Source organism: Pseudomonas sp. JL3, from assembly GCF_031570575.1.
GTDB lineage: Bacteria > Pseudomonadota > Gammaproteobacteria > Pseudomonadales > Pseudomonadaceae > Aquipseudomonas > Aquipseudomonas cucumis.
Genome location: NZ_JAKWJK010000001.1, coordinates 39971 through 63737, shown reverse-complemented (window position 1 = coordinate 63737; position 23767 = coordinate 39971). Strand labels below are relative to the sequence as shown.

The following is a 23767-nucleotide window of genomic DNA, read 5'->3' as shown; positions in this document are numbered from 1 at the left end:
CCCTTGGCCACGATCCTCGAGCCCGGGCAGATAGAAGCGGCGGCGAGTTCACCGCCGTTTCTGTACCTGCCACCGAACAACCTGTTCACCTTGCGCGCGCTGCGCCTGGAACGTCTGGCCGATGGGCATCCCATGGCGGACTATCTGCGATTGATCGCGGGTCTGTGTCATGTCCAGCAGCGCCTGATGGACGATCCGCCTGTTGCGGCCATGCCCGAACCCGAACGCCTGCGGGTGTGCGTGGAACATGGCTTGCCACCATTCGCTGCCGACAGTCTGGTGCGTGAAAACGTTTGGCTACCCTTTCTCGAAGCCTTGTTGCAACGCTATCAGCCACCGCCACAGGCTGCGGTAGAAAACGCCGTGGCGACTTTGCGCAGTGCCAACCCGGGGCTGCTCAAAGCCTGGGCGATTGCCCTGGTCAGCGGCCAGTATTCAATGCTGCCGGCAGAGTTGGTGCCGTTCCTCGGTGCAGCGCTGCAAGCGGCCTGGAGCCATTGGCTGCTGAGTTCACCCAACCTTGAACTCAAGCGCGGCGACAGCCTCAGCCAATGCCCGGCCTGCGGCTCGCCGGCGATGGCCGGAGTGATTCGTCATCGCGGCAAATACAACGGCTTGCGTTATCTGGTGTGCTCGTTGTGTGCCTGCGAATGGCATGCGGTGCGGGTCAAGTGCGTGTATTGCGAACAGAGCAAGGGGCTTCAATACGTCAGCTTCGAGGATGACCGCCATGCCGCCAATCAGGCGCCGTTGCGGGCGGAAGTCTGCCCCGGCTGCAACAGCTACCTGAAACTGATCTACCTGGAAAACGACGCCGAAGCCGAAGCGCTCTCGGCAGACCTGTCCAGCCTGATGCTGGATATGCGCCTGGAGCAGGAAGGCTATCAGCGCCCATCGCCCAATCTGATGCTGGCACCGGGAGGCGACTGAGCCTACCCCCTTGAGCAGTGAACTCAGCGGCTACACTCAGACGCGACGGTCAATCGCTTCCGGGAGCCTCTGATGTCCGCACCCTCCGCCGGCCAAGCCTTGCGGCTGCCCTCCATCGACAGCTTGCTGCGCCATCCCGCCTGCCAGGCGTTGGCCGAGCGTTATGGGCGTGACGCGCTGTTGGCCGGCCTGCGGCAACTGCTCGATGACTTGCGCGAACCGGTGCTCAAGGGTGAACTCAATGCCGTTGAAATCGCCCCCGAGGTATTGGCGGGCAGGGCAGGCGAGCGTCTGGCGATCCAGCATCGCAGCCAGGTCCGCCGGGTGTTCAACCTCACCGGCACGGTGCTGCACACCAACCTCGGGCGCGCGTTATTGCCGGAGGCCGCTATCGAAGCCGTTCAGCTCGCTGCCCGCTATCCGCTCAATCTGGAATTCGACCTGCACAGCGGCAAGCGCGGCGACCGCGATGATTTGATCGAAGGCCTGATCCGCGAGCTGACCGGCGCCGAAGCGGTGACCGTGGTCAACAACAATGCCGCCGCCGTGTTGCTGACACTCAACAGCCTGGGCGCGCGCAAGGAAGGCATCATTTCCCGTGGTGAACTGATCGAAATCGGCGGCGCCTTCCGCATCCCCGACATCATGGCTCGCGCCGGAGTGCGGCTGCACGAAGTGGGCACTACCAACCGCACCCATGCCCGCGATTACGAGGCTGCGATTGGTCCGCGCAGTGGCCTGGTGATGCGCGTCCATGCGAGCAATTATTCCATCGAAGGTTTCACCGCCCGGGTGCCGACGGCTGAATTGGCCGAGCTGGCTCACCGTCACGGGTTGCCGCTGCTGGAAGATCTGGGTAGCGGCAGCCTGCTGGACCTGACTCGCTGGGGGCTCCCCGCCGAACCGACGGTGCGCCAGGCGCTGCTCGATGGTGCGGACATCGTTACTTTCAGCGGTGACAAACTGCTCGGCGGCCCTCAGGCCGGGCTGATTGTCGGTCGCAAAGACCTGATCGCGAAGATCAAGAAGAACCCGCTCAAGCGCGCGCTGCGGGTCGACAAACTGACCCTGGCTGCCCTCGAAGCCGTATTGGCGCTGTACCGCGATCCTGATCGGCTGGCTGAACGTCTGCCGAGTCTGCGGTTGCTGACGCGACCTCAAGCCGACATCCTCGCCCAGGCCGAACGCCTGCAACCGTCACTGGCGCAGGTGTTGGGTGACCGCTGGAGCGTCAGCGCGGTGCCGGCGCTGGGCATGATCGGCAGCGGCAGCCAGCCGGTGGCGCGACTGCCCAGCGCTGCGTTATGCCTGCGGCCCAACGTTTCCAAACGTCTGCGTGGGCGGCGATTGCTGGGGCTGGAGGCAGGGTTTCGTCGGTTGCCGATTCCCGTGCTCGGTCGCATCGACGGCGATGCGCTTTGGCTGGACCTGCGCCAACTCGACGATGAAGCCGCGTGGTTGGCTCAGCTCAATCAGCTGGCGCAATTCGATCAGTTGCAGGAGGAGGGCCGGGACGGGTGATTGTCGGCACCGCGGGGCACATTGATCACGGCAAGACCTCCTTGCTCCAGGCACTGACCGGCCAGGCCGGCGACCGTCGCCGGGAAGAACGCGAACGCGGCATGACCATTGACCTCGGCTACATCTACGCGACGCTGGAACCGGGCGCCGCGCTGACCGGTTTTATCGACGTACCCGGCCATGAACGTTTTACCCACAACATGCTGGCCGGCGCTCAGGGCATTGATCTGGTGTTGTTGGTGGTGGCGGCCGATGACGGCGTCATGCCGCAGACCCGCGAACATTTGGCGATTGTCGAGTTGCTGGGCATCCCTCGGGCACTGATTGCAATCACCAAATGTGACCGCGTCGATCCTGCTCGTGTGCAAGCCGTCCGGGAACAGATCGAAGCATTGCTGGCACCCGGACCGTATGCCGACGCGCCGCAAATCGCGCTGTCGAGTGTGACCGGCGAGGGTATCGAGACACTGCGTCAAGCCTTGCTGGAGGCGCAACATGAGGTGCTTCAACGCAGCGCCAGCGGCGGTTTTCGCCTGGCGATTGATCGGGCTTTCAGCGTGGCTGGCGCCGGTATCGTGGTGACCGGCACCGCGTTGTCTGGCCAGGTGGCCGTGGGCGATACGCTGTTGTTGAGTCCGCAGGGCAAACCGGTGCGGGTGCGAGGCCTGCATGCGCAGAACCAGGCGGCTTACAGCGCAACGGCCGGGCAGCGAGTCGCGCTGAACCTGAATGCCGAACGCTTGGCCCTGGAGCAGATTCACCGGGGTCACTGGCTGTTGGCCGAATGGCTGCATGCGCCGACCCAGCGTCTGGATATCGAGATGACCTTGTTGGCCAGCGAAGCGCGAAGCTTCGAGCACTTTCAACCGGTGCACGTGCACCTCGGCACTCAGGACGTGACCGGGCGAGTGGCGTTGCTGGAGGGCAGCAGCCTGGCGCCGGGGGCAAAGATGTTCGCGCAACTGCTGGTGAACGCGCCGGTGCTGGCGGTGAAGGGCGACCGCTTGATCCTGCGCGACCAAAGCGCCCAACGGACCCTCGGCGGTGGCCGGGTGCTCGACCCGTTCGCCCCGGCCCGACACCGCCGCAGCCCCGAACGATTGGCGCAGCTACAGACGCTGGCCACCACGAACAGCCTGGAACAAGCACTTCCGGCATTGCTGGCCAACAGCGACACCGGGCTCGACCCTCAGCGTCTGGAACGCCAGTTTAATTGTCCGCGCGAAACTTGGGAGCTGCCCGACGATGTGCGTTTGATCGATACGCGGCAAGGGCCGTTGCTGTTCAGCTCGGTGCGCTGGGAAGCCCTGAAAGCGCCGCTTTTGGAACACCTCGCCCGCTTTCATCAACTCGAACCGGATCAAATGGGACCGGACAGGGATCGCCTGCGTCGCTTCGCCGGCACCGCGCTGGATCGGCCGACCTTTATCAGTCTGCTCGACGAATTACTGGCCAGCGGCGCGATTGTCGCCAGCGGCCCATGGCTGCATTTGCCCGATCACCAGGTGCGTTTGAGCGAGGACGACGAGACCCTGTGGCAACAGCTACAGCCGCTGTTTGAACAGGCGGGTTTCGATCCGCCGTGGGTGCGTGATCTGGCGAAATCGACGGGCCATGAAGAGGCCGCCGTGCGCCTGCTGCTGCGCAAGATGGCGCGACTGGGGTTGGTGCATCAAGTGGTTCGTGACCTGTTCTACACCGACACGCTGCTGCGCCGATTGGCGGCTATGCTGGTGCAACTGGCCAGCGATAACCCGGTGATTCAGGTCACCGCGTTTCGCGATGCCGTGGGCCTGGGGCGCAAGCGCAGCATTCAGATTCTTGAATACTTCGACCGCATCGGCCTGACCCGACGCTTTGGCGACCGGCGCCACATTCGGCTCGACAATGCACTGGCTCAACCAGCAACAGACTGAGTTCAAGGAAGGCAATCGCGCCCGGTGGCGCGGCCGGGCTTCAAACCCGGTTGGGGACGGCATCCGTTCCCGGGCAGGTTCGACTCCGGCTGCCTTCCGCCATTTCCATCGTGACGCGCTGATTATAGTTGCCCGAAGGTCAGCGGATACTGGATAACAACGTAAACCCTGTCGATGTCATCGCCTGCCTGAGCAGTGTTGGCTCGGTGAGACACATGGGACAGTTGCACTGATAAACCCTTGGCGGCGCCGGATTGCACGATGTAGCGCACGTCTATGTCGCGCTCCCAATGCCGCCCGCCATCGCCTTGTTGAGGCACGTACTCACCGACAGTCTGGTCGAACGGGTTGTAGGCCCCACCCTTGGGCGCACGGGTGCCGTCGATGGCGCTGCCCCGGACATAACGGGTCATGAAGCTCAGACCGGGAATTCCATAAGCGCCGAGGTCGAGGTCGTAGCGTGCCTGCCAGGAGCGTTCGTGGGCGCCGTTGAAGTCGGCGTACTTGATCGAGTTGGCCAAGTAAATGGAGTCGCCACCGACGAAGTCGAACGGTGTGTCGCCATTGATGCGTTGCCAGGCCAAGGTAAAGACATGTGCATCAACCGTATATTTGCCCGACAGGCTGTAGGCGGTGTTGTCGATAGCACCGGCCAGAGTCTTGCCGGTGTCTTGCGTGCGATACAGGTTGGCGTCGATGAACACGCCGGACTGTTTCAGGTGCAGGTTGGCGTAATACTGCCGCCAGGTGTCACTCAGTTCGGAGGCATACAGGGCGCCGCCGACAGGGCTGTGTGTGAACAGGTCGGCGCCTAGAAACGTGATGCCACCGGCCTCGGTGTTGGCACCGTAGCCGTAAAAGTTGCCCTTGCTCGACGTGTTGTCTTGATTCTTGAACGCCGTGAAATGACCAGCCGCCAGTTTCACGTTGTCGATCTCGCTGCTGTTCAACAGAAAGCCCGTGGCGTATTCCGGTTGCAGGCGTTTGTCGGCGGTGTCGAACACCGGGGTTTCGACGGTCATTTCACCGAAGGCCAGGGTGGTTCGGGAAGCCCTGATTTTCAGCGCGCCACCGGCACTGGAATAGTTGTCTTCGCTGCGGCCGTCACTGTCCAGTGGCAGTAACCCCGTTCCCGAATGCCCTTTGCCTCCGTCGAGCTTCAGCCCCGTAAAGGCGTGGCTGTCGACGCCGAAACCTAGTGTGCCGGGTGTGAATCCGGATTCAAAAGAGCCGATAAAGCCTTGAACCCACTCTTGTTTGTAGTTCTTGCCCGAAGGCGAGGGTGAACGGTAGTCGCTGTTGAGGAAGAAATTTCGACTGAGCACCTCAAGCTTCGCGCCCTCGAGGAATCCTTGCGCGGTTGCCGGCGCTTCATCCGCCAAGGCCGTTCCGGCGAAAAGCACGCAGAGCCAGAAGGACGCTTTGGCCACGTCCTCCCGACCGGGCATGAGCGGGGGGGCTTGTAAAGAAAACATCATTGATCGCCCCTCGCTGTTTTCTCTCAATGGCCTTCAGAGGCGTTGAACATGGTCTTGGCGTAGATCAGGCCCAGACCATAGGCACCACCGTTGGCAATGGAGGTTTTCACCGTCTCGTCGTAAGTCTCGGTACGTGCCCAGTCACGCTGGAGTTCAAGCAAGTACTGCAGCGATGTCATGGGGCGGGCGCCGATCTGGATCATGCGTTGCAAGGCCATTTCATGGGCCTCGGTGGTGACGTCGCCACAGGCATCGGCAATCACGTACACCTCGAAGCCCTGGTCAATCGCCGAAAGGGCCGGGCCAACGATGCACACGGAAGTCCACAGGCCGGCCAGAACGATTTTCTGCTTGCCGGCAGCGTTGACTTCGACGGCAATACGCTCGTCCTCCCAGGTGTTCATGCTGGTGCGGTCGATCACCTTGTGTTCCGGGAATACCGATTTGATTTCGTCGAAAATCGGGCCGGAAAAACTCTTCTCGGCAACGGTGGTGAGGATGGTCGATACCTTGAAGCCTCTTGCGGCCTTGGCCACGAGGGCAGCGTTGTTGCGCAGGGTGACGGCATCGATGGACTTGGTCGCAAACGACATCTGCGACTGGTGATCGATCATGATCAGGGTGTGGTCGGTCGGGGTCAGCAGGGTTTTACCCGGAACAGCTTTTGCAATGGCCATGGTGAATGTCCTTACGGATTAAGTGAGAGGTGATTCGCGAGGCCATGGTTGCGTAGATTCGGGCGGGAATATTGAGTCGATGTGCTGTTTTTTTCGTAGGAATAGTGGCGCAGGCAGGCCATTGAAATACCGCCAACAAACACAACTATGACCTACGCTTATTCCAGACGCATGTTCACCGAACAGGGTTCTTCCCTGATCGAAAACAACAAAAAACAGCTCTCGGGAGACCACTCATGTTTGTATTGGCCCGTCGATTCAGCAGCAACCTCGCCGTTTTCATTACCGCCGCCGCGCTCGCCTTACCGGTTTTTGCGCTGGACACCGTCAAGTTCATGGCCCCCGGTTCGGTCGGTGGTGGTTATGACCAGACTGCACGCGTCCTGGGCAAGGCGATGGTCGAGGCGAAAACGGCAAAGTCCGCTACCTTCGAGAACAAGGGCGGCGCCGGTGGGACCCTGGGCTTGGCGCAATTTGCCAACGGCACCAAGGGCGACGCCAATGCCCTGCTGGTGGTCGGCGCAATCATGGTTGCGTCCATCGAGCAGAACAAACCGCAAATCACCTTGAAGGACGTGACGCCGATCGCCCGGCTGTTCACCGAATACAACGTGATTGCCGTGCGGGACGACTCCCCATACAAAACCCTGGATGACTTGATCAAAGACTTCAAAGCCAACCCGTCCAATATCAAATGGGGCGGTGGCTCCAAGGGGTCGATCGACCACATCGGCATCGCCGAACTGGCGAGCAAAATGGACGTCCCCGTCAACAAGGTGAATTACGTGGCCTTTGCCGGTGGCGGCGAAGTCGTCGCCGCGACGCTGGGGGGCCACATCACGGTGATCACCGGCGGCTACGCCGAGCTTGCCAAATACGTGCAGTCCAAGCAGTTCCGCTTACTCGCCATCGGCGCACCCACCCGTGTTGAAGGCATCGAAGCACCGACTCTCAAAGAAAGTGGCTATGACGTGACGATCAGCAACTGGCGTGGCGTTTACGGCGCGGCGGGCCTGACGCCTGACCAGCGCAAAGAACTGACCGAAGCCGTCCTGACCGCCACCAAAAGCACTGTCTGGCAAGAAAACGTAAAAACCAATGCATGGTCACCGAGCATTCTGACCGGGGATGACTTCGGCAAATTCGTCGAAGAAGAACATGGCCGCCTGCGCGCGATGCTGGTCAAGGTCGGACTGCTTTGAGATGGCCGGGCGCTGGAGAGTCATGCCGGCCCAACTGGCAATTGGCTTAGGCGTCGTCGCCATCAGTGCGGTATTGGCGTTCGGCGCCTCGCGGTTTCCTCCCGAGATGGGCTTCGTCATCATGGCGGCGTACGTCTATCCCTACGCTGTCGCAGCGTTTCTGAGCGTCGTCGGTCTGTTGATGTGCTATCAGGCGCTCACCGGTGGTTTCCGCAACCTTGCCGACGACCACCAGACCACCCAGGCTCAGCCCGGCGGTAGGGCCGGGGCGACCTGGGTCACGGCGGGGCTGGTGGGGGTTGCCTTGCTCATTACCTACATCGGTTTCGTATTGGCGGCCTCATTGCTGTTTGCCTGTTCGGCACGGGGCTTTGGCAGTCGCAGCCCGCTGCGGGACCTGGCCATCGGCATCGCCCTGACGCTGCCGATTTACTGGCTTTTCACCGCCGGGCTAGGGGTTTCCCTTCCGCCCCTGGTCAACGCCTGGATCTGATCCGGGCCGAAAGAGGTCGACAAGGTGGACATTCTCTCGAGTCTGGCAACCGGCTTTGGTGCCGCGTTGGCGCCGATCAATCTGATGTGGGGTTTTATTGGCTGTCTGCTGGGTACCGCGATCGGTGTTTTGCCAGGGATCGGGCCGGCGCTGACGGTGGCCTTGCTGCTGCCGATTACCGCCAAGGTCGATCCTACCGGGGCGCTGATCATGTTCGCCGGTATCTATTACGGCGCTCAGTTTGGCGGCTCCACCACCTCGATTCTGCTCAACACGCCGGGGGAGTCGTCCTCCATGGTCACGGCCCTGGAAGGCAACCTCATGGCCCGCAACGGACGGGCAGGCCCGGCCTTGGCGACAGCCGCGATAGGTTCATTCGTGGCCGGCACCATTGCGACGATTTTGCTGACGCTGTTCGCCCCCCTCGTGGCCACGTTGGCGCTGAAGTTCGGGCCGGCGGAGTATTTCGCGATTCTGGTGCTGGCCTTCACTACGGTGTCGGCGGTGCTCGGTGCGTCGATGCTGCGCGGCTTCGTTTCGTTGGGGATCGGACTGACCATCGGCTTGATCGGTCTGGACTCGACCTCAGGCATAGCCCGCTACACCCTGGAGGTGCCCGAGTTGGTCGATGGCATCGAAGTGGTGCTCGTCGCGGTGGGGTTGTTTGCCGTCGGCGAGGCTTTGTATGGCGTGCTCTACCAAAAGGAAGAAACGACCGGCCGACATCGCTTGACCTCGTTGTGGATGACCCGCGCCGACTGGAAACGCTCGATTCCCGCGTGGCTACGGGGCACCTTGATCGGTTTTCCCTTCGGGTCGATTCCGGCCGGTGGCGCGGAAATTCCGACGTTCCTGTCCTATTCGACCGAACGCAAACTCAGCAAATTCCCGAAAGAGTTCGCGGCCAGCAAAGGCGAGGGCGCCATCGAAGGTGTCGCCGGCCCTGAGGCGGCCAACAACGCCAGCGCCACTGGTTCTCTGGTGCCGCTGCTGACCCTGGGCATACCGACCTCCGCCACGGCGGCGATCATGTTGGCTGCGTTCCAGAACTACAACCTGCAACCGGGGCCGCTGCTGTTCCAGACCTCGGGCGAACTGGTCTGGACGCTGGTGGCCTCCTTGTACATCGGCAACGCCATTCTGCTGGTGCTGAACCTTCCATTGGTGGGCCTGTGGGTCAAGCTTCTGCAGATCCCCCGGCCATACCTGAACGCCGGTATTCTGGTGTTCGCCACCATCGGCGTGTACGGCATGCGCCACTCGACGTTCGACCTGTTTCTGATGCTGGGCATCGGCTGGGCCGGGGTGTTGATGCGGCGTTTCGATTTTCCCGTCGCCCCGGTGATCGTGGGCATGCTGCTGGGCCCGATGGCGGAAAAACAACTGCGCAACGCCTTATCCATCAGCCAGGGCGACTGGATGGTGTTTGTGACACAACCCATCGCGGCCTCGCTCCTGGCGCTGACGCTGCTAGTGCTGCTGGTTCCGTACCTGCTGCATAAACGCGGCATCAAGTTGCATGAGGATGATTGAGCGCTTCGTGAGCTGGTTTGATGATGCTTTGCCCTGGGAGCATGGCTCAAGAATCCCCACGTAGATCGTTCCCATACTCCGCGTGGGAATGCCTCAACGGACGCTCCGCGTTCGGCTCCGGAAGGGACGCGGAGCGTCCCGGGCTGTATTCCCACGCAGAGCGTGGGAACGATCATAGCTACCCACAAAATCAATGAAACGCAGTCCTGTGGGAGCGGGCTTGCTCCGGCACGCTTTTTTATCACTTCATCATCTGCTTGGAACTCCCCGCCAGCCCCTCTCGTCATCTGCAATGAAGCACCACCGCGGACAGCCCGCGGACACTTCCTGACGTGTTCATTACGAAGGCGATGGATGACATGACTATTCCAGACAGCAGAACCGGACAACCGGATACCCCACGGGAGTCTGCAGGCTCCGAACAAAACTTTCAGCATTTAAAGGAGGAGGTTACCGAAGCGATAGGCGGTGCACGGCATCAGGCCGATGAGCAGTTCGGCCAGTACCGCGATACCGCAGCGGATCAGATTGAAGCCTTGGCCAGAGGCGCCCAATCAGTCGTTTCCGAGATCAGGACAAACGACACGTTTGGGATGTCCGACTACCTGGCGAACATGGCCGACAGCATGAGCAGCCTGGCGGGAAAACTGCGCAGCAAAAGTGCCGAAGAGCTTCTGCACGATGGCGCCGACCTGGCACGGGACAATCCGGGGCTATTCATTGTCGGCAGCATCGCGGTGGGGTTCGGTCTGTCGCGGTTCCTGAAAGCAGGCACGGCGACCCTGCCGACAACAACCGACCGTGAGTTCACTGCCCAAAGCAGCACACCCACCTTCACTGGCGATGGCTCGCAAGGACTTTATGAAACATCGATGCCGACCGGGGGCGATCTATCGCCCGGATTGGCCACTGGCATCACGCCGTCCTCGCCGAGCGCGCCCGACCATCGTGGCGACAGTTCCTCAATGCCGGGGTCCAGCCCCTTCTCAGGAGAACGGTGATGAACAGAGAAGATCCAGAACTGCAACGCACACCACCCGTCACACCGTCGGTCACGACGGCTGATCATGACGCCTCTGTGGTCGGTTTATTGCGGCAGCTGACTCGGGAAGTACCGGCGTTATTCACCAAGGAGCTGGCGTTGGCCAAGGTGGAATTGCAGGCCAGCCTGGCGACATTGAAGGCAGGGATTGCCGGGGTAGCCGGTGGCGCCATCGTGCTGCTCGCCGGGTTCATCATTCTGCTGATGGCGGTCGTCTATGCCTTGAGCCTGGTGATGGCGCCCTGGCTGGCCGCGCTGATTGTCGGCGTCGTGGTGATGGTCATCGGGTTCGTGATGCTGCAAGCAGGCAAAAAACAATTCGAGCCTTCCCACTTCAAGCCTGATCGCACCCTGGACGCCTTGAACAAAGACCAGGAAGCCCTGCGGAGGAAAGTGTCATGAACCGAGAATTCGAAACCGAAGCGGCCAAGAGCCCGGAAACCATCGAGCGTGAAATCGATGCGCAACGGGAGAACATCGGGCATATCGTCGACGCGCTGGAAAGCAAGTTTACCCCCGGCCAGATGTTCGATCAGGCACTGCTGCTGATGCAAAGCAACGGCTCGACCTTCCTGACCAATCTGGGCACCAGTGTGCGCAACAACCCCGTGCCCGCGGTGCTGACCTCGGTCGGGCTGATGTGGTTGATGATGAGCCAGAATCGCCCGCCAACGCCCAGGGAATATCGCGTCGAGCCGGATGTCGACTGGGCCGATGACTTGGGGGAAGGGCTCTCTGAGGGGCTGGACAGCGCCCGACAGCGTCTGCACGACACCACTGATTCGCTCAAGGACAGCTATCAGGCGGTCAAGGGTAAGGCCGCGCACCTGAGCGACAGCCTGCATGCGAAGACCGATCAGCTCAGCCACGCCGTCCATGACACCAGTGATCGGCTGGCGCGCAGGACTCATGAAATGGGCGACCAGTTCAGTCATCTGCTCAAGGAGCAACCCCTGCTGATGGCTGCGATGGGTATCGCGGTGGGAGCGTTGCTGGGCGCAGCGCTACCGACCACCGCAACGGAGCGTCGCTATTTGGGCAGGACCAGTGCAAGCCTCACCGGCAAGGTCAAACAGCAAGCACGGGAGGGTTATGAGGCGGTGCGCGAAAAGGTAATGGAAACCACGGAGCCCCACGAGGCAATCGCTGGAGAAACGGGCGAGATGCGCAAGACCGCGTCCGAAACCTCAGCCGATCTGTCGCGTGGGCTGGGAACTTCTTGACAGGTATCAGGGCAAGGCGGGAGGTCTGATGCACAGACATCCCGTCGACGCCTTAAACAGGCAAGGCTCCAAGATCGGACACCATCACGAGGTACACATCATGTTTGATGAATCCACAGGAATGACCCCCGGCGTGCGCTACGAAATCGAGAACCGGGAAAGGGTAAAACCGTTTGCCGGTTTTTTTCTGGACGGCAAGTATTACCTCACCCCCGAACTGCAAACGGCCATCGGCTGGCTCGAAGGCAACCGCTTTATCTGCGATGAGCTTGATCCCGAGGGCGAGCCGGTGTTCAAGGACCGTGTGGCTGGCACGATCAAGGATTTGAAACTCACCTTGAATGACGGAATGACGCTGGATATTCAACCCATTGCTGGCACCTGACTCATCGGTAACGAAAAGTTCAGGGAACATGCGTCAGCCGCCACTGACTTTCCAGTGCTTGACGTTATCGGCAAACACCATCTGATGCATTTCGTGGGCGATTCCGTAGGCCAGGGATTCATGCGCCGCAATGACTTTCTCTTCCGCTGAAAGGCAATGAAAAATATCCAGTCTGGTATCCGCGTTGGCCGTTTCCAGGGCAAAGATTTGCACATAACGCGCGAGGTCGTTATCCAGGCTCAAGAGGTACTCGCGCAGGCGTTGATGGTCGACCGAGCTTTGGGGGAAGTACCAATTCATGGGGTGAATCAGAAACCGCGAATGGGGCGCGGTGATTCGTCGGCCGGCGGCCAGGTACATGATGATGCCCATCGACTCGATGTTGCCGGCATTAATCGCGCACAGCGGCACCGGCAGGGATTTGAGGAAGGTGTAGAGGGCGAAGCCAAAATTGGTACTGCCACCGCTGGTGGAAAGATTCAGCAGCAAGGAGGAGGCGCCCTGGTCGATGGCGTCGAGGCAGCAGTCTCTGAAGCGCTCCATGGTGCCCTGATCGATCTGGCAATGAAAGTGGACGATGTGCTCTGTCATCGACATACCTCCATACAGAATAAATTACAGAGTTTATAGTCCATTGGGTTGCTCGAATAATGCCAGACTTCGGCAGTATCTTCCTTTATCAAATTGTATAAGCGACACACGTTTTTATACTCGATTGACTGATCACCATTAGTCGTTATTCAACGAGTTTTCTGGAACTAACCATCCCAATCCGCTTGTCGCGAGAACCCTTGTTCAGTTCAAACTTTCAAGCCGACAAAACCTCCGAATTAGACGAGCCGACAAAGGTTCGTGCGTGACAATGAGGAGAACGAAAATGGCTAACACCGGAAACAAGAACCCTGGCAATTTTGCCAATGACCCTCAAAAGGCCTCCGAAGCTGGCAAAAAAGGCGGGCAGTCGGGCGGCGGGATGATGAATGATCCGCAACGCACCCCCGACGCCGGCAAAAAAGGTGGACAGGCCTCAGGTGGACGTCAATCCAGCGATACCAATCGCTCCGGCAGCGAACAGGGAGGAGGGCGCGCCGGCAACCTTGCCGAAGACAGAGAAAAAGCCTCTGACGCAGGCAAAAAAGGAGGAGGGCAAAATCCCGGCGGCGGGCGTAAACCCTGATGCCGTGTGAAATACATCAAGTCCCGCTTATGGCGGGGCTTGGTTTTATCCAGGCCAGATTCCTGACGCCTCGCGAATCATGATAGGCGGCACGGCGCAACTATCGGTTCAAGTAATAGTGACAATCAAGAAACGCAAGTTCTGCTTTGTCGGGCAAAGGCGGAAAATCGCCTCCATCGAAGACGCTGCTCAACGACCCGACTTTTTATTTTCAGGACTTCACCGATGCGCCCTTTATTCGTTCCTGCCATGGCTTTCACCTCCTTGCTGCTGGCCGGTTGCGCCTCTGCGCCGAACGACCCGACGCTGATCTTTCAGACGAAAAAAACGCCTGCCGAGTACGCCGATTGCGTGATACCGAAGTTGCAGGGCAGCGCACTGAACCCGACGGTCTCGCAAACCCAGCGCAGCTATCGGATCGTGGTGCCGAGCAAAGTCGCGGCAGACAACATTCTCGAAGCCTATAAAGCCCCGAGTGGCGGCAAGGTGTTTTTGTATGAGCGCCACTTGCTGGCGTCGAACTTCATGCCTTCGAGTTTCGAACGTGCCGCGCAGGAATGCCTGTAACCGCTTTTAAAAATGCTCCTTTGGTTGGCCGCAACCAATCCATTATCGCCACGGACGCGGGTGATCGTTCCCACGCTCTGCGTGGGAACGCAGCCCGGGACGCTCCGCATGCAGAGCGTGGGAACGATCATTGCGGTGTTTACCAGATCGGCAAGGTGTAGCTGACGATCAGGCGGTTTTCATCCAGATCGCTGCCAAAGTTGGTCGAGCGAACGGTCGCATTACGCCATTTCACCCCGACATTCTTTAATGGCCCGCTTTGCACGACATAGCCGATGTCGGTATCACGTTCCCATTCCTTGCCTTGCGGGCGGTTGCTGCCCAGATCGATATTGTCGCCTGTGAGGTAACGGGTCATGAAGGTCAGGCCCGGAACGCCAATCGCCGCAAAGTTGTAGTCGTATCGCGCCTGCCAGGATTTTTCGTCCTTGCTGGCGAAGTCGCCGATCTGCACGAAGTTCACCAGGAAGGCATCGGTGCCGTTGACATAGGCGTAGCCGGTGTCGCCGCTCATGCCTTGATAACCCAGGCCCAACCCATGCCCGCCGAGGCTGTAGGTGAACATCGCGCCGATGGCATTGTTATCGACATTGCTGCCACCATCGTCCGTGGAGCGGGCGAAGCGCAGATCCGTCTTCAGCGACTGGCCGGTTGTGACCGGCAGCACGTAGGTCAGGTTGACCAGGTGCTGGCTGTAGAAATTGTCGAGGTGACCATAGCTGTAACCGGTGGCGAGGTTGCTGGTCCATTTGTAGTTCAGGCTGGCGAAATCGAAGCTGTCGCTATCGAGATGACGCGTGGTGATGCCCTTGGCGCCGGTGCGGGTGATGCCCATATCCTCGTAGTCCGAGGAGTCGCGCTGATTGACTTGCGTCAGTCGTCCGGCATCCACCGTCAGGCCTTCGATTTCCAGCGACGTCAGCTGACCGCCCTCGAAAGTTTGTGGCAGCAAGCGTGAATCGTTGGCCAATACCGTCGGCAGTTTCGGCAGCAGCGTGCCGAGTTTCAGCGTGCTTTTCGACGCTCGTACCTTGGCCGTCAAGCCCAGTTCGCCGTACTCGTCCTGAGCCCCTTTGCTTGTGTCGCGATGGCGTTTAAGCAGGCCGGAGCCCGCGCGATCGGGGCTGGAATCGAGCTTGACGCCGAGCAGGCCAATGGCATCGAAACCCACACCGATCAAGCCTTCGGTGAATCCCGATTCATAGCGCAGCAGGAAACCTTGCGCCCATTCCTCTTGTTTGGATTGCGGGGCGTTGTTCTGGCGATAGTCGCGATTGAAATAGAAGTTGCGCAGTTCAAGGCTAGCCTTGCTGTCTTTGACAAAGTCCGCAGCGGCGGGGGCCGAGAGGCTGATGACGCCGCCGGCCAGCAATAGTCGAGTCGCGAGGATGCGGGTGTTGCGGTCCATGGTGAAGCCCCTTTGTTTTTATTATGGAAAGACAGGTCCCACGGCCCTCGCCAAGTGGGCGAGGGCTTATCAATAAAAAACGCGAACGCCAAAAAGAGAGGAGCGTGGCGCCGCGTGCGGTTCAATCGTTAGAACTGTTCGGCGCGCAGGCCAAACAACGAGGCACTGCCCGCGAGGATGGATTGTTCCAGGCTCAAAATGCGTGGCAGCAGGCGATGGAAGTAGAAGTCGGCGGTGGCGATCTTCGCGCCATAAAACCCTGCATCTTCGTGCAGCTTTTGCTTGGCAACCTGTGCCATGCGCGCCCACAGCCAGGCATAGGCGACGTAACCGAACAGGTGCAAATACTCCACCGAAGCAGCGCCGACTTCGTTGCGATTGGTGGTCGCCTGGTCCTGCAGCCAGTCGCTCACCTCTTCCAGACGCTGCACGGCATCGAACAGTTGAACGGAGTAGGGCGCGTCGGGCTGATGGGCGAAATGGCGGATCTCGCCGGTGAACTGGCGCAGCGCGAAGCCCTTATCGGCGAGCACTTTGCGTCCAAGCAAGTCCAGGGCCTGAATGCCGTTGGTGCCTTCGTAGATCTGCGCGATGCGCACATCGCGAACCAATTGTTCCTGGCCCCATTCGCGGATGTAGCCATGGCCGCCGAACACTTGCTGGCCGTTGATGCAGCTTTCCAGGCCCGTGTCAGTGAAGAACGCTTTGGCCACCGGTGTGAGCAGCGCCACCAGGGTTTGCGCGCTGTCCCGTTCCTTGGCGTCATCGGAAAACTTCGCCAGGTCCAGTTGCTGCCCGACATAACTGGCGAACGCGCGGCCGCCCTCGGTCATGGCTTTCATGCTCAGCAGCATGCGGCGCACATCAGGGTGGACGATGATCGGGTCGGCCACTTTGTCCGGAGCTATAGCACCGGTCGGCGCGCGACTCTGAACGCGTTCACGTGCATAGGCGACGGCGCTCTGATAGGACGCTTCGGCGCAGCCGATGCCCTGAATGCCGATGGACAAGCGCTCGTAGTTCATCATGGTGAACATCGCCGCCAAGCCTTTGTTGGCTTCGCCGACCAGCCAGCCGCTGGCGCCATCGAAGTTCATCACGCAGGTGGCCGAGGCCTTGATGCCCATCTTGTGTTCGATCGAACCGCAACTCACAGCGTTGGCAGCGCCGAGGGAACCGTCGGCATTGACCAGTACTTTGGGGACGACAAACAGCGAGATGCCTTTGGGCCCCGCAGGGGCGTCCGGCAGTTTGGCCAGCACCAGATGCACAATGTTTTCGGTCAGGTCCTGATCACCACCGGTGATGAAGATCTTGCTGCCGGTGATGCTGAAGCTGCCGTCGGCCCGGGGTTCGGCGCGGGTGCGGATAATCCCCAGATCGGTGCCGGCGTGGGCTTCGGTCAGGCACATGGAACCGGCCCAGCGGCCTTCGTACATCGGCGGCAGGTAGAGGCTTTTCAGGGTGTCGCTGGCGTGGGCATCCAGCGCCAGACAGGCACCGGAACTCAACGCCGAATACAGTGCAAAGCTGGAGTTGGCGCCGTAGAGCATTTCTTCGAACTGCACGGCGAGCATCTTCGGCATGCCCATGCCGCCAAAATCGGCGTTGCCGGACAAGCCCACCCAGCCGCCTTCGATGTAGGTGGCATAAGCCTGTTTGAAGCCGACCGGCGTGCTGACTTGGCCGTCGACCCACTGGGCGCCTTCCTCGTCGCCACTGCGATTCAATGGTGCAATCAGGTGCGAGGTGACTTTGGCCGCCTCCTCAAGAATGGCGTCGGCGGTGGCGGCATCGACACTGTCGGCCAGGGCCGGCAGGCGTGCCCACAAGGCCGGGGCATCGAACACTTCATGCAAGACAAAGCGCATGTCGCGCAGCGGGGCGTTGAATTCGGGCATAACGAGAACCTCAAAAGGGTGTGCGATGGACACGGCGCCGCTTGAGCAGGCCGTGCCCTTTCAATCAATGGCTGGAAGCGCTGGCGGCACCGAGGCCGGTCTGGGCGCGGACAAACTGGTCGGCGTAAGCATCACGCTCCTTGTCGGCCCGCACGCTGCGGTCGAGTTTGGATACGACGACGATCACCAAGAACGCCAGTGGCATGGAGAACAGCGCCGGGTGGTCGTACGGGAAAATCGCATGCGCATGGCCGAGCACGGTGACCCAGACCGCTGGCGAAAGGATCACCAGGACCAGCGCGCAGATCAGCCCGGCGAAACCACCGATGATTGCGCCTTTGGTGGTCAAGCCTTTCCAGTACATGGCCATGATCAGTACCGGGAAGTTGGTCGACGCGGCGATGCCGAAGGTCAGGCCCACCAGGAACGCGACGTTCATCTTCTCGAACAGAATGCCCAGCAGAATCGCGATGATGCCAAGACCTACGGTGGCCATGCGGGTCACGCGCATTTCCTGTTTCTCGCTGGCTTTGCCCTTCTTGAATACCGTGGCGTAGAGGTCGTGGGAAATCGCCGAAGCACCGGCCAGGGCCAGCCCGGAGACCACCGCAAGGATGGTGGCGAAGGCCACGGCCGAGAGGAAACCGAAGAACAGATTGCCACCGACCGCTTTGGCCAAGTGCATGGCGACCATGTTGCCGCCACCAATCAAGGTGCCACCGACTTCGCCATTGACGTAGTACTGCGGGTCGGTGCCGATGATCACCATCGCGGCGAAGCCCAGGGTGCATACCACCAGGAAGAAAAAGCCGATGAAACCGGTGGCGTAGAACACCGATTTGCGTGCTTCCTTGGCGTTAGGCACGGTGAAGAAACGCATCAGAATGTGCGGCAGGCCGGCAATCCCGAACACCAGGCCCAGCGACATCGAAGCGGTGTTGATCGGGTCGGCGAGCATCGAGCCTGGGCCCATGATGTTCCAGCCACTGGCGTGCGCCTGGACGGCTTTGTCGGCGAGGGTTTCGTAGCTGAAACCGAACTGCGACATGGCCATCAATGCCAAAGTCGTGCCGCCGGCAAGCAGCAGCACGGCCTTGATGATCTGCACCCAAGTGGTGGCGATCATGCCGCCGAAAATCACATAAACCAGCATCAGCGCGCCGACGATCACCACGGCTACCGGGTAGTCGAGGCCAAACAGCAACTTGATCAACTGACCAGCACCGACCATCTGCACGATCAGGTAGCAGCACACCACCGTCAGCGAACCGAAAGCGGCGAAGATCCGTACTTTGTTTTGGTCCAGACGATAGGACACGATGTCGGCAAAGGTGTACCGCCCCAGGTTGCGCAAGCGCTCAGCCATCAGGAAGGTGATGATCGGCCAGCCCACAAAGAAGCCGATGGTATAGATGAAGCCATCGTAGCCCTTGGCGAACACCAGGCTGGACAGCCCCAGCAGCGTGGCGGCGGACATGTAGTCACCGGCAATGGCCAGTCCGTTCTGGAACCCGGTGATGCCACCGCCCGCAGTGTAGAAGTCCGAAGTGGATCTGGTTTGCCGCGCGGCCCACCAAGTGATAGCCAATGTGCCCAATACGAAGACGAAGAACATGCCGATCGCATGCAGGTTGAGCGGCTGTTTTTCCACCGCACCCAACGTGGGTGCAGCCAGCACAACGGAGGCCGGCAATAGCCCGGCAGCGGTGAGGAGAAGTTTACGCAGCAGAGTCATCACTTGCTCTCCTCGAGAATGGCGGCGCCCAGTGCGTCGAAACGTGTGTTGGCGCTGTAGACGTACCAACCGGTCAACAGCCAGGAAAAAATGATGATCGCCGCGCCAACCGGCATGCCCAGGGTCAACATCCGATGCTCGGCGATTGGCGCATGCAACCACTGCGGAGCAAACGCCACCACCAGCATGAACGCGTAGTAGGTGCCGAGCACGGCAGCACTCAGCGACCAGGCCAGGCGCGAACGGCTGCTCACCAATTGAAGGAACTTGGGGTTGGACCGAATGCGTTCACAGCGTTGGGTATCGGTTGAATGAATGTCGATCATGGGTGGCTCCACATTGTTTTTGTTATCAGTGTGTAGGTCAGGGGCAGGGCCGAATTCAGCCTGCACGAGCCCGAAGCGGCAGGTAAAACACCTGCCGCCTGGTGGGTACAACGTCGATTCGGTTAGAGCGCTTTGGCCCTGTCGCGCAGCACGTACTTCTGGATCTTGCCGGTTGAAGTCTTCGGCAGCAGGGTGAAAATCACGGTGCGCGGGACTTTGAAACCGGCCAGGTGTTCGCGGCAGAAACTGATGATGTCGGCCTCGCGAACGTCCTGGTGATCAGCCTTCAATGTGATAAAGGCGCAGGGCGTTTCGCCCCATTTCTCATCGGGACGGGCGACGACGGCTGCTTCCATGACGGCTGGATGACGATAGAGCACACCTTCCAGTTCGATGGTGGAAATGTTTTCACCGCCGGAAATGATGATGTCCTTGAGTCGGTCCTTGATCTCGACATAACCGTTGGGATGACACACCGCCAGGTCCCCGGTGTGGAACCAGCCGCCGTCGAAGGCTTCGGCTGTGGCGGTCGGGTTCTTGAGGTAGCCCTTCATTACGGTGTTGCCGCGCATGAAGATCTCACCGATGGTCTGACCGTCTCGCGGGGTCGGTTCCAGTGTCTTCGAATCGCCAACCATCACACCTTCGAGTGTCGGGTAGCGCACGCCCTGACGGGATTTGATTTGCGCCCGCTCGTCGAGCGGCAGCTCATCCCATTCGGCATGCCAGGCGCAGAGCGTCACCGGGCCATAGGTTTCGGTCAGGCCATAGACGTGGGTGACTTTGATGCCCATCTGTTCCACGGCACCGATCACTTTGGCCGGCGGTGCAGCGCCGGCGACCATCGCGTTGACCGGATGATCGATCGCCGCTTTAGCCGATTCCGGCATGTTGACCAAGGCATTGAGCACGATCGGCGCAGCGCACAGATGGGTGACCTGATGCTCGCGGATCAGCGTGAGGATTTTCTGTGGATCGACGCGGCGCAGAAACACATGCACACCGGCCATGGCGGTGACGATCCACGGATAGCACCAACCGTTGCAATGGAACATCGGCAAGGTCCAGAGGTACACCGGATGGTTACCCATGGCCCAGGTCATCTGGTTGCCCAATGAGTTCAGGTAGGCACCGCGATGGTGGTAAACCACGCCTTTGGGATTGCCGGTGGTGCCGGAGGTGTAATTCAGCGAGATGGCTTGCCATTCATCATCGGGCCACTGCCAGGCGAAAGCAGGGTCGCCTTCGGCCAACAGTGCTTCATAGTCCAGATCGCTGACAGCCTGGCCTTCGCCGTATTCCGGATCATTAACGTCGATGACCAATGGCGGGTGGTCCAGCATGCCGATCGCCGCGTGAATCACATCATGGAACTCACGGTCGGTAATCAGCACCCTGGCTTCGCCATGCTGGAGCATGAAGGCAATGGCTTCAGCATCCAGACGCACGTTGAGCGGGTTGAGCACTGCGCCAATCATCGGCACGCCGAAATGCACTTCGAGCATCTCGGGAATGTTGGGCAACATCACCGCCACCGTGTCGTTCTTGCCGATGCCGCGACCGGCCAGCGCCGAGGCCAGACGGCGGCAGCGGGTGTAGGTCTGCGCCCAGGTGCGGCGGATCGAGCCATGGATGACGGCGGGATAGTGTGGGTAAACGCTGGCGGTGCGCTCGATGAAGCTGAGCGGAGACAAGGCAATATGGTTGACAGCCGCAGGGCTTAGCCCTTGTTCATAGATCGACATGTACGGTACTCGGTGGCTGATTGTTAGCTCTATAGGTGACCTTGCAGCGTAGCCGCTGAGGTCCCTTTTATGTCCGGCTTGCTTTATATAACATTCAGCTAGAGATATGGAAGTACAACCTACGTAATATAGGATATGTACTATATTTGATTCTTCCGAATCTAAATGAATAGAGTGACACCGCCGAGGCCGGTATATCCTTGGCCTCCCCAACGAAGCGGACCTGTGATGACCCTGACTCCCGTTCGATTGCACAGCTGGTTGCGCCTTCAGCGCGAGGGTGTCTCTCTGGCCGCCCGGGCCGATGCGTTGTGCCGTGCGCTGCAGGATTGCCCCGAGGTGCGCCGGGCGGTTTATTTGAGTTGGCAACCCAATGCGCGGATTTACAGCCACGAGGGCGCCGCCCAGCATTTTCCTCCGGGGCTGGGCGACCCTTCGCTGGCCAGCGATCAACGGTTGTTTGATCGACTGACCGAAGCGGGGCGGCTGGATCTGACTCAAGTACGTCAATTCGATTGTTGGCTGGCCGGCCGACTGCGCCGGGCCGCTATCAGCCATGGCCAGGTGTTTGATCTGGCGTTGCAACCGGGGCAGGCGGGGTTGTTGCTGGTGGAAGTGTGCGAGGGCGTGAGTCTTGATTGGCTGGGCTGGGTGCAGGACTTGCTGACGACGTTGCTGAGCAGCGTCAACGGCATGCTGCGCGGTTCACCGCTGTTGGGGCACGACCCGCAACCGAGTCTGCTGCTCGATGCGCAGGGCCGGCCATTGGAGTTCAACGCGGCGCTGCTGGCGTTGCTGGCCGAAAAGCCGCTGACCGATGTGCTGGGTTTTTTACCGGTCAATCACCGGGTGCTGGTACGCGCCTGCCTGGACCAGCAACGCGCCATCGAAGGGGTCGAAGCCCAATTCGAAGCGCAGATCCTGATCTGGACGTTTATCCCCGATCCGCAGGACAACCGTGTGCTCGCCCGGTGTCGCGATGCCACGGCACAAGTGCTGGCCGAGCGTGAAGCGGCCACGGCACGGCGGCTGTACCGGCTGATCATTGAAAACACCACCGACCTGATTTCCCGACACACACCGGACGGGCGCTTTCTTGATGCCTCGCCGGCGTCCTGGACATTGCTCGGCTACTGGCCGGAGGAGTTGCGCGGGCAAATGGCCCAAGGCTTGTTCCATGGCCAGGACCTGGCCAGCCTGGTGCAGCGCGCGCGGGATGCCCTGGAGCAGGATGGTTATCACACGATGACGTATCGGATCCGCCATCGGGATGGGCATTACCTGTGGTTTGAAACCGCCAGCCGCGCGATTCGCGAGACCTATACCGGGGCGGTGGTGGAAGTGGTCAGCGTGTCCCGTGACATTACCGCCCGGGTGCACGCCGAAGAGAACAAGCGACGCCTGGCGGAAGTCGTCGAGGCCAACACTGATCCGGTGTTGTTCATCGACCCCGAGGGGCAAGTCACTTACCTCAATCCAGCGGCGCGGCGCATCCTGGGGGTCGATGAGCAACAACCGATGCCAGCCCTGGCAACGTTGTTCGCCAGCGGCGACCTGGTACGTCTGCAGCGTGATGGCTGGAGCAGCGCCGAACGCGACGGTGTCTGGAGCACCGATGCGCGATTGCAGCCACCGGGCGGCGGCACTTCTGTGCCGGTATCGCTGGTGCTGCTGGCGCACCGTTCGGCCGGTGGCGAGCGCTATTACTCGTTGGTGGCGCGGGACATGACCGAGCGTGAACTACGTGAAGTGCAACAGCGCCGCCATCAGGACGAACTGGCGCACACCGCGCGGTTGGTCACCCTGGGTGAACTGGCCTCAGGCATCGCTCATGAAATCAACCAGCCATTGGCGGCGGTCGTCAATTACGCCAATGCCAGCCAGCGCTATTTACAGACGCTGGATTCCAATCCCCAGGCCGCCGCCAAAGTAGCGCAAGGGCTGGAGCGCATTACCCATCACGCCACTCATGCTTCAGAAGTGATCAAACGTTTGCGGGCGTTTCTGCGCAAGGGGCAACGCCGGATGCAGTCCTTGAATTTCACCGAGGTCGCCCGCGAGGCCGTGCGTTTATGTGCCTGGGAGGCGAGCAATTGCCAAGTGACAATCGAGGATCGCCTACCGGATAATCTGCCGCCGATCTATGCCGACCGAGTGCTGCTGGAGCAGGTCCTGCTCAATCTCCTGCGAAATGCCATCGATGCCAACCGCGAACAACATCCGGGGCAACCCTCGCTGATCGTGATGGCTGCGGGGCAGGGCGGTGGTGCAACCGTGGAAATCAGTGTGCAAGACCAGGGGCCAGGCGTCAGCGAGCCCGAACTGGAGCAGATATTTACCCCGTTCTATACCAGCAAGGCCGATGGCCTGGGGCTTGGCTTGTCCATGAGCCGCAGCATCATCGAAGGTTTCGGTGGCGAATTACAGGCCCGACGCCAACCTGTCGGGCTGCTGATGTGCTGCCGTTTGCCGCTGGCCGGTCCAACAAAACAACAACAGGAATAACGT

General features: G+C 60.4%; 21 protein-coding genes and 1 tRNA gene. 14 read left to right on the top strand and 8 right to left on the bottom strand.

The window, feature by feature from the left end; all coding sequences use genetic code 11:
* Positions 1-3 precede the first annotated feature (3 nt).
* The 4 genes from fdhE to MMG91_RS00270 all read left to right on the top strand — a co-directional run bounded on the left by fdhE (position 4) and on the right by MMG91_RS00270 (position 4469).
* Positions 4-930 carry a formate dehydrogenase accessory protein FdhE gene (gene fdhE, locus MMG91_RS00285; RefSeq protein ID WP_310658338.1) on the top strand — a complete coding sequence of 309 codons (927 nt, stop codon included), beginning with the start codon at positions 4-6 and terminating at the stop codon, positions 928-930.
* Between the two features lie 72 nt (positions 931-1002).
* A complete protein-coding gene (selA, locus tag MMG91_RS00280; RefSeq protein WP_310658337.1) occupies positions 1003-2451 on the top strand; it encodes an L-seryl-tRNA(Sec) selenium transferase in 1449 nt (482 codons plus the stop codon).
* Entirely contained in the window at positions 2448-4367 is a 1920-nt protein-coding gene (gene selB, locus MMG91_RS00275) for a selenocysteine-specific translation elongation factor (protein WP_310658336.1), read from the top strand. Before selA ends, selB begins: the two co-directional genes overlap by 4 nt.
* A gap of 6 nt (positions 4368-4373) precedes the next feature.
* Positions 4374-4469 (top strand) — tRNA-Sec (locus tag MMG91_RS00270).
* A 20-nt stretch (positions 4470-4489) separates the two neighbouring features.
* Here MMG91_RS00270 and MMG91_RS00265 read toward each other — a convergent pair.
* Together MMG91_RS00265 and MMG91_RS00260 are read right to left on the bottom strand one after the other, a co-directional pair.
* Positions 4490-5815 (bottom strand): OprD family porin, encoded by a 1326-nt coding sequence (locus tag MMG91_RS00265; RefSeq protein WP_405046510.1) that lies wholly within the window; start codon positions 5813-5815, stop codon positions 4490-4492.
* Between the two features lie 53 nt (positions 5816-5868).
* Positions 5869-6522 carry a hydrolase gene (locus tag MMG91_RS00260; protein ID WP_123722783.1) on the bottom strand — a complete coding sequence of 218 codons (654 nt, stop codon included), beginning with the start codon at positions 6520-6522 and terminating at the stop codon, positions 5869-5871.
* Between the two features lie 236 nt (positions 6523-6758).
* On the opposite strand from MMG91_RS00260, the gene MMG91_RS00255 reads away from it, so the two are divergent.
* From MMG91_RS00255 to MMG91_RS00225, 7 genes are all read left to right on the top strand, one after another.
* Entirely contained in the window at positions 6759-7724 is a 966-nt protein-coding gene (locus MMG91_RS00255; RefSeq protein ID WP_310658335.1) for a tripartite tricarboxylate transporter substrate-binding protein, read from the top strand.
* 1 nt (position 7725) lies between these two features.
* Positions 7726-8217 (top strand): tripartite tricarboxylate transporter TctB family protein, encoded by a 492-nt coding sequence (locus tag MMG91_RS00250; protein ID WP_310658334.1) that lies wholly within the window; start codon positions 7726-7728, stop codon positions 8215-8217.
* Positions 8218-8241: 24 nt separating this feature from the next.
* The gene (locus MMG91_RS00245; protein ID WP_310658333.1) at positions 8242-9750 is read left to right on the top strand and encodes a tripartite tricarboxylate transporter permease; all 1509 of its coding nucleotides are present in this window, start codon (positions 8242-8244) and stop codon (positions 9748-9750) included.
* A gap of 359 nt (positions 9751-10109) precedes the next feature.
* Entirely contained in the window at positions 10110-10751 is a 642-nt protein-coding gene (locus tag MMG91_RS00240; RefSeq protein WP_310658332.1) for a hypothetical protein, read from the top strand.
* The gene (locus MMG91_RS00235) at positions 10751-11194 is read left to right on the top strand and encodes a phage holin family protein (RefSeq protein WP_305501727.1); all 444 of its coding nucleotides are present in this window, start codon (positions 10751-10753) and stop codon (positions 11192-11194) included. The genes MMG91_RS00240 and MMG91_RS00235 overlap by 1 nt, the downstream gene beginning before the upstream one ends.
* Positions 11191-12015, top strand: coding sequence for a DUF3618 domain-containing protein (locus MMG91_RS00230; protein WP_305449715.1), 825 nt, complete (start codon positions 11191-11193; stop codon positions 12013-12015). The genes MMG91_RS00235 and MMG91_RS00230 overlap by 4 nt, the downstream gene beginning before the upstream one ends.
* A 28-nt stretch (positions 12016-12043) precedes the next feature.
* Positions 12044-12400 (top strand): hypothetical protein, encoded by a 357-nt coding sequence (locus tag MMG91_RS00225; protein ID WP_310658331.1) that lies wholly within the window; start codon positions 12044-12046, stop codon positions 12398-12400.
* Between the two features lie 33 nt (positions 12401-12433).
* Here the strand turns inward: MMG91_RS00225 and MMG91_RS00220 are convergent, their stop codons facing one another.
* Positions 12434-12991 (bottom strand): ATP-dependent Clp protease proteolytic subunit, encoded by a 558-nt coding sequence (locus MMG91_RS00220; RefSeq protein ID WP_305449717.1) that lies wholly within the window; start codon positions 12989-12991, stop codon positions 12434-12436.
* 286 nt (positions 12992-13277) lie between these two features.
* Here MMG91_RS00220 and MMG91_RS00215 point away from each other — a divergent pair, with 286 nt between their 5' ends.
* Both MMG91_RS00215 and MMG91_RS00210 read left to right on the top strand, forming a co-directional pair.
* Positions 13278-13577 (top strand): KGG domain-containing protein, encoded by a 300-nt coding sequence (locus MMG91_RS00215; RefSeq protein WP_310658330.1) that lies wholly within the window; start codon positions 13278-13280, stop codon positions 13575-13577.
* A 225-nt stretch (positions 13578-13802) separates the two neighbouring features.
* Positions 13803-14144, top strand: a complete 342-nt coding sequence (locus MMG91_RS00210; protein ID WP_310658329.1) for a hypothetical protein — start codon at positions 13803-13805, stop codon at positions 14142-14144.
* 139 nt (positions 14145-14283) lie between these two features.
* Here the strand turns inward: MMG91_RS00210 and MMG91_RS00205 are convergent, their stop codons facing one another.
* The 5 genes from MMG91_RS00205 to MMG91_RS00185 form a co-directional block, all read right to left on the bottom strand.
* A complete protein-coding gene (locus MMG91_RS00205) occupies positions 14284-15552 on the bottom strand; it encodes an OprD family porin (RefSeq protein WP_310658328.1) in 1269 nt (422 codons plus the stop codon).
* A 128-nt stretch (positions 15553-15680) separates the two neighbouring features.
* Entirely contained in the window at positions 15681-17453 is a 1773-nt protein-coding gene (locus MMG91_RS00200) for an acyl-CoA dehydrogenase C-terminal domain-containing protein (protein WP_310658327.1), read from the bottom strand.
* Between the two features lie 64 nt (positions 17454-17517).
* Entirely contained in the window at positions 17518-19188 is a 1671-nt protein-coding gene (locus MMG91_RS00195) for a cation acetate symporter (RefSeq protein WP_310658326.1), read from the bottom strand.
* On the bottom strand, positions 19188-19514 hold the full coding sequence (locus tag MMG91_RS00190; protein WP_048393398.1) for a DUF485 domain-containing protein: 327 nt from the start codon (positions 19512-19514) through the stop codon (positions 19188-19190). Before MMG91_RS00190 ends, MMG91_RS00195 begins: the two co-directional genes overlap by 1 nt.
* A 122-nt stretch (positions 19515-19636) precedes the next feature.
* A complete protein-coding gene (locus tag MMG91_RS00185) occupies positions 19637-21259 on the bottom strand; it encodes an acyl-CoA synthetase (protein ID WP_305449723.1) in 1623 nt (540 codons plus the stop codon).
* A 228-nt stretch (positions 21260-21487) separates the two neighbouring features.
* Here MMG91_RS00185 and MMG91_RS00180 point away from each other — a divergent pair, with 228 nt between their 5' ends.
* Positions 21488-23764 (top strand): PAS domain S-box protein, encoded by a 2277-nt coding sequence (locus tag MMG91_RS00180; RefSeq protein WP_310658325.1) that lies wholly within the window; start codon positions 21488-21490, stop codon positions 23762-23764.
* Positions 23765-23767: the final 3 nt, after the last annotated feature.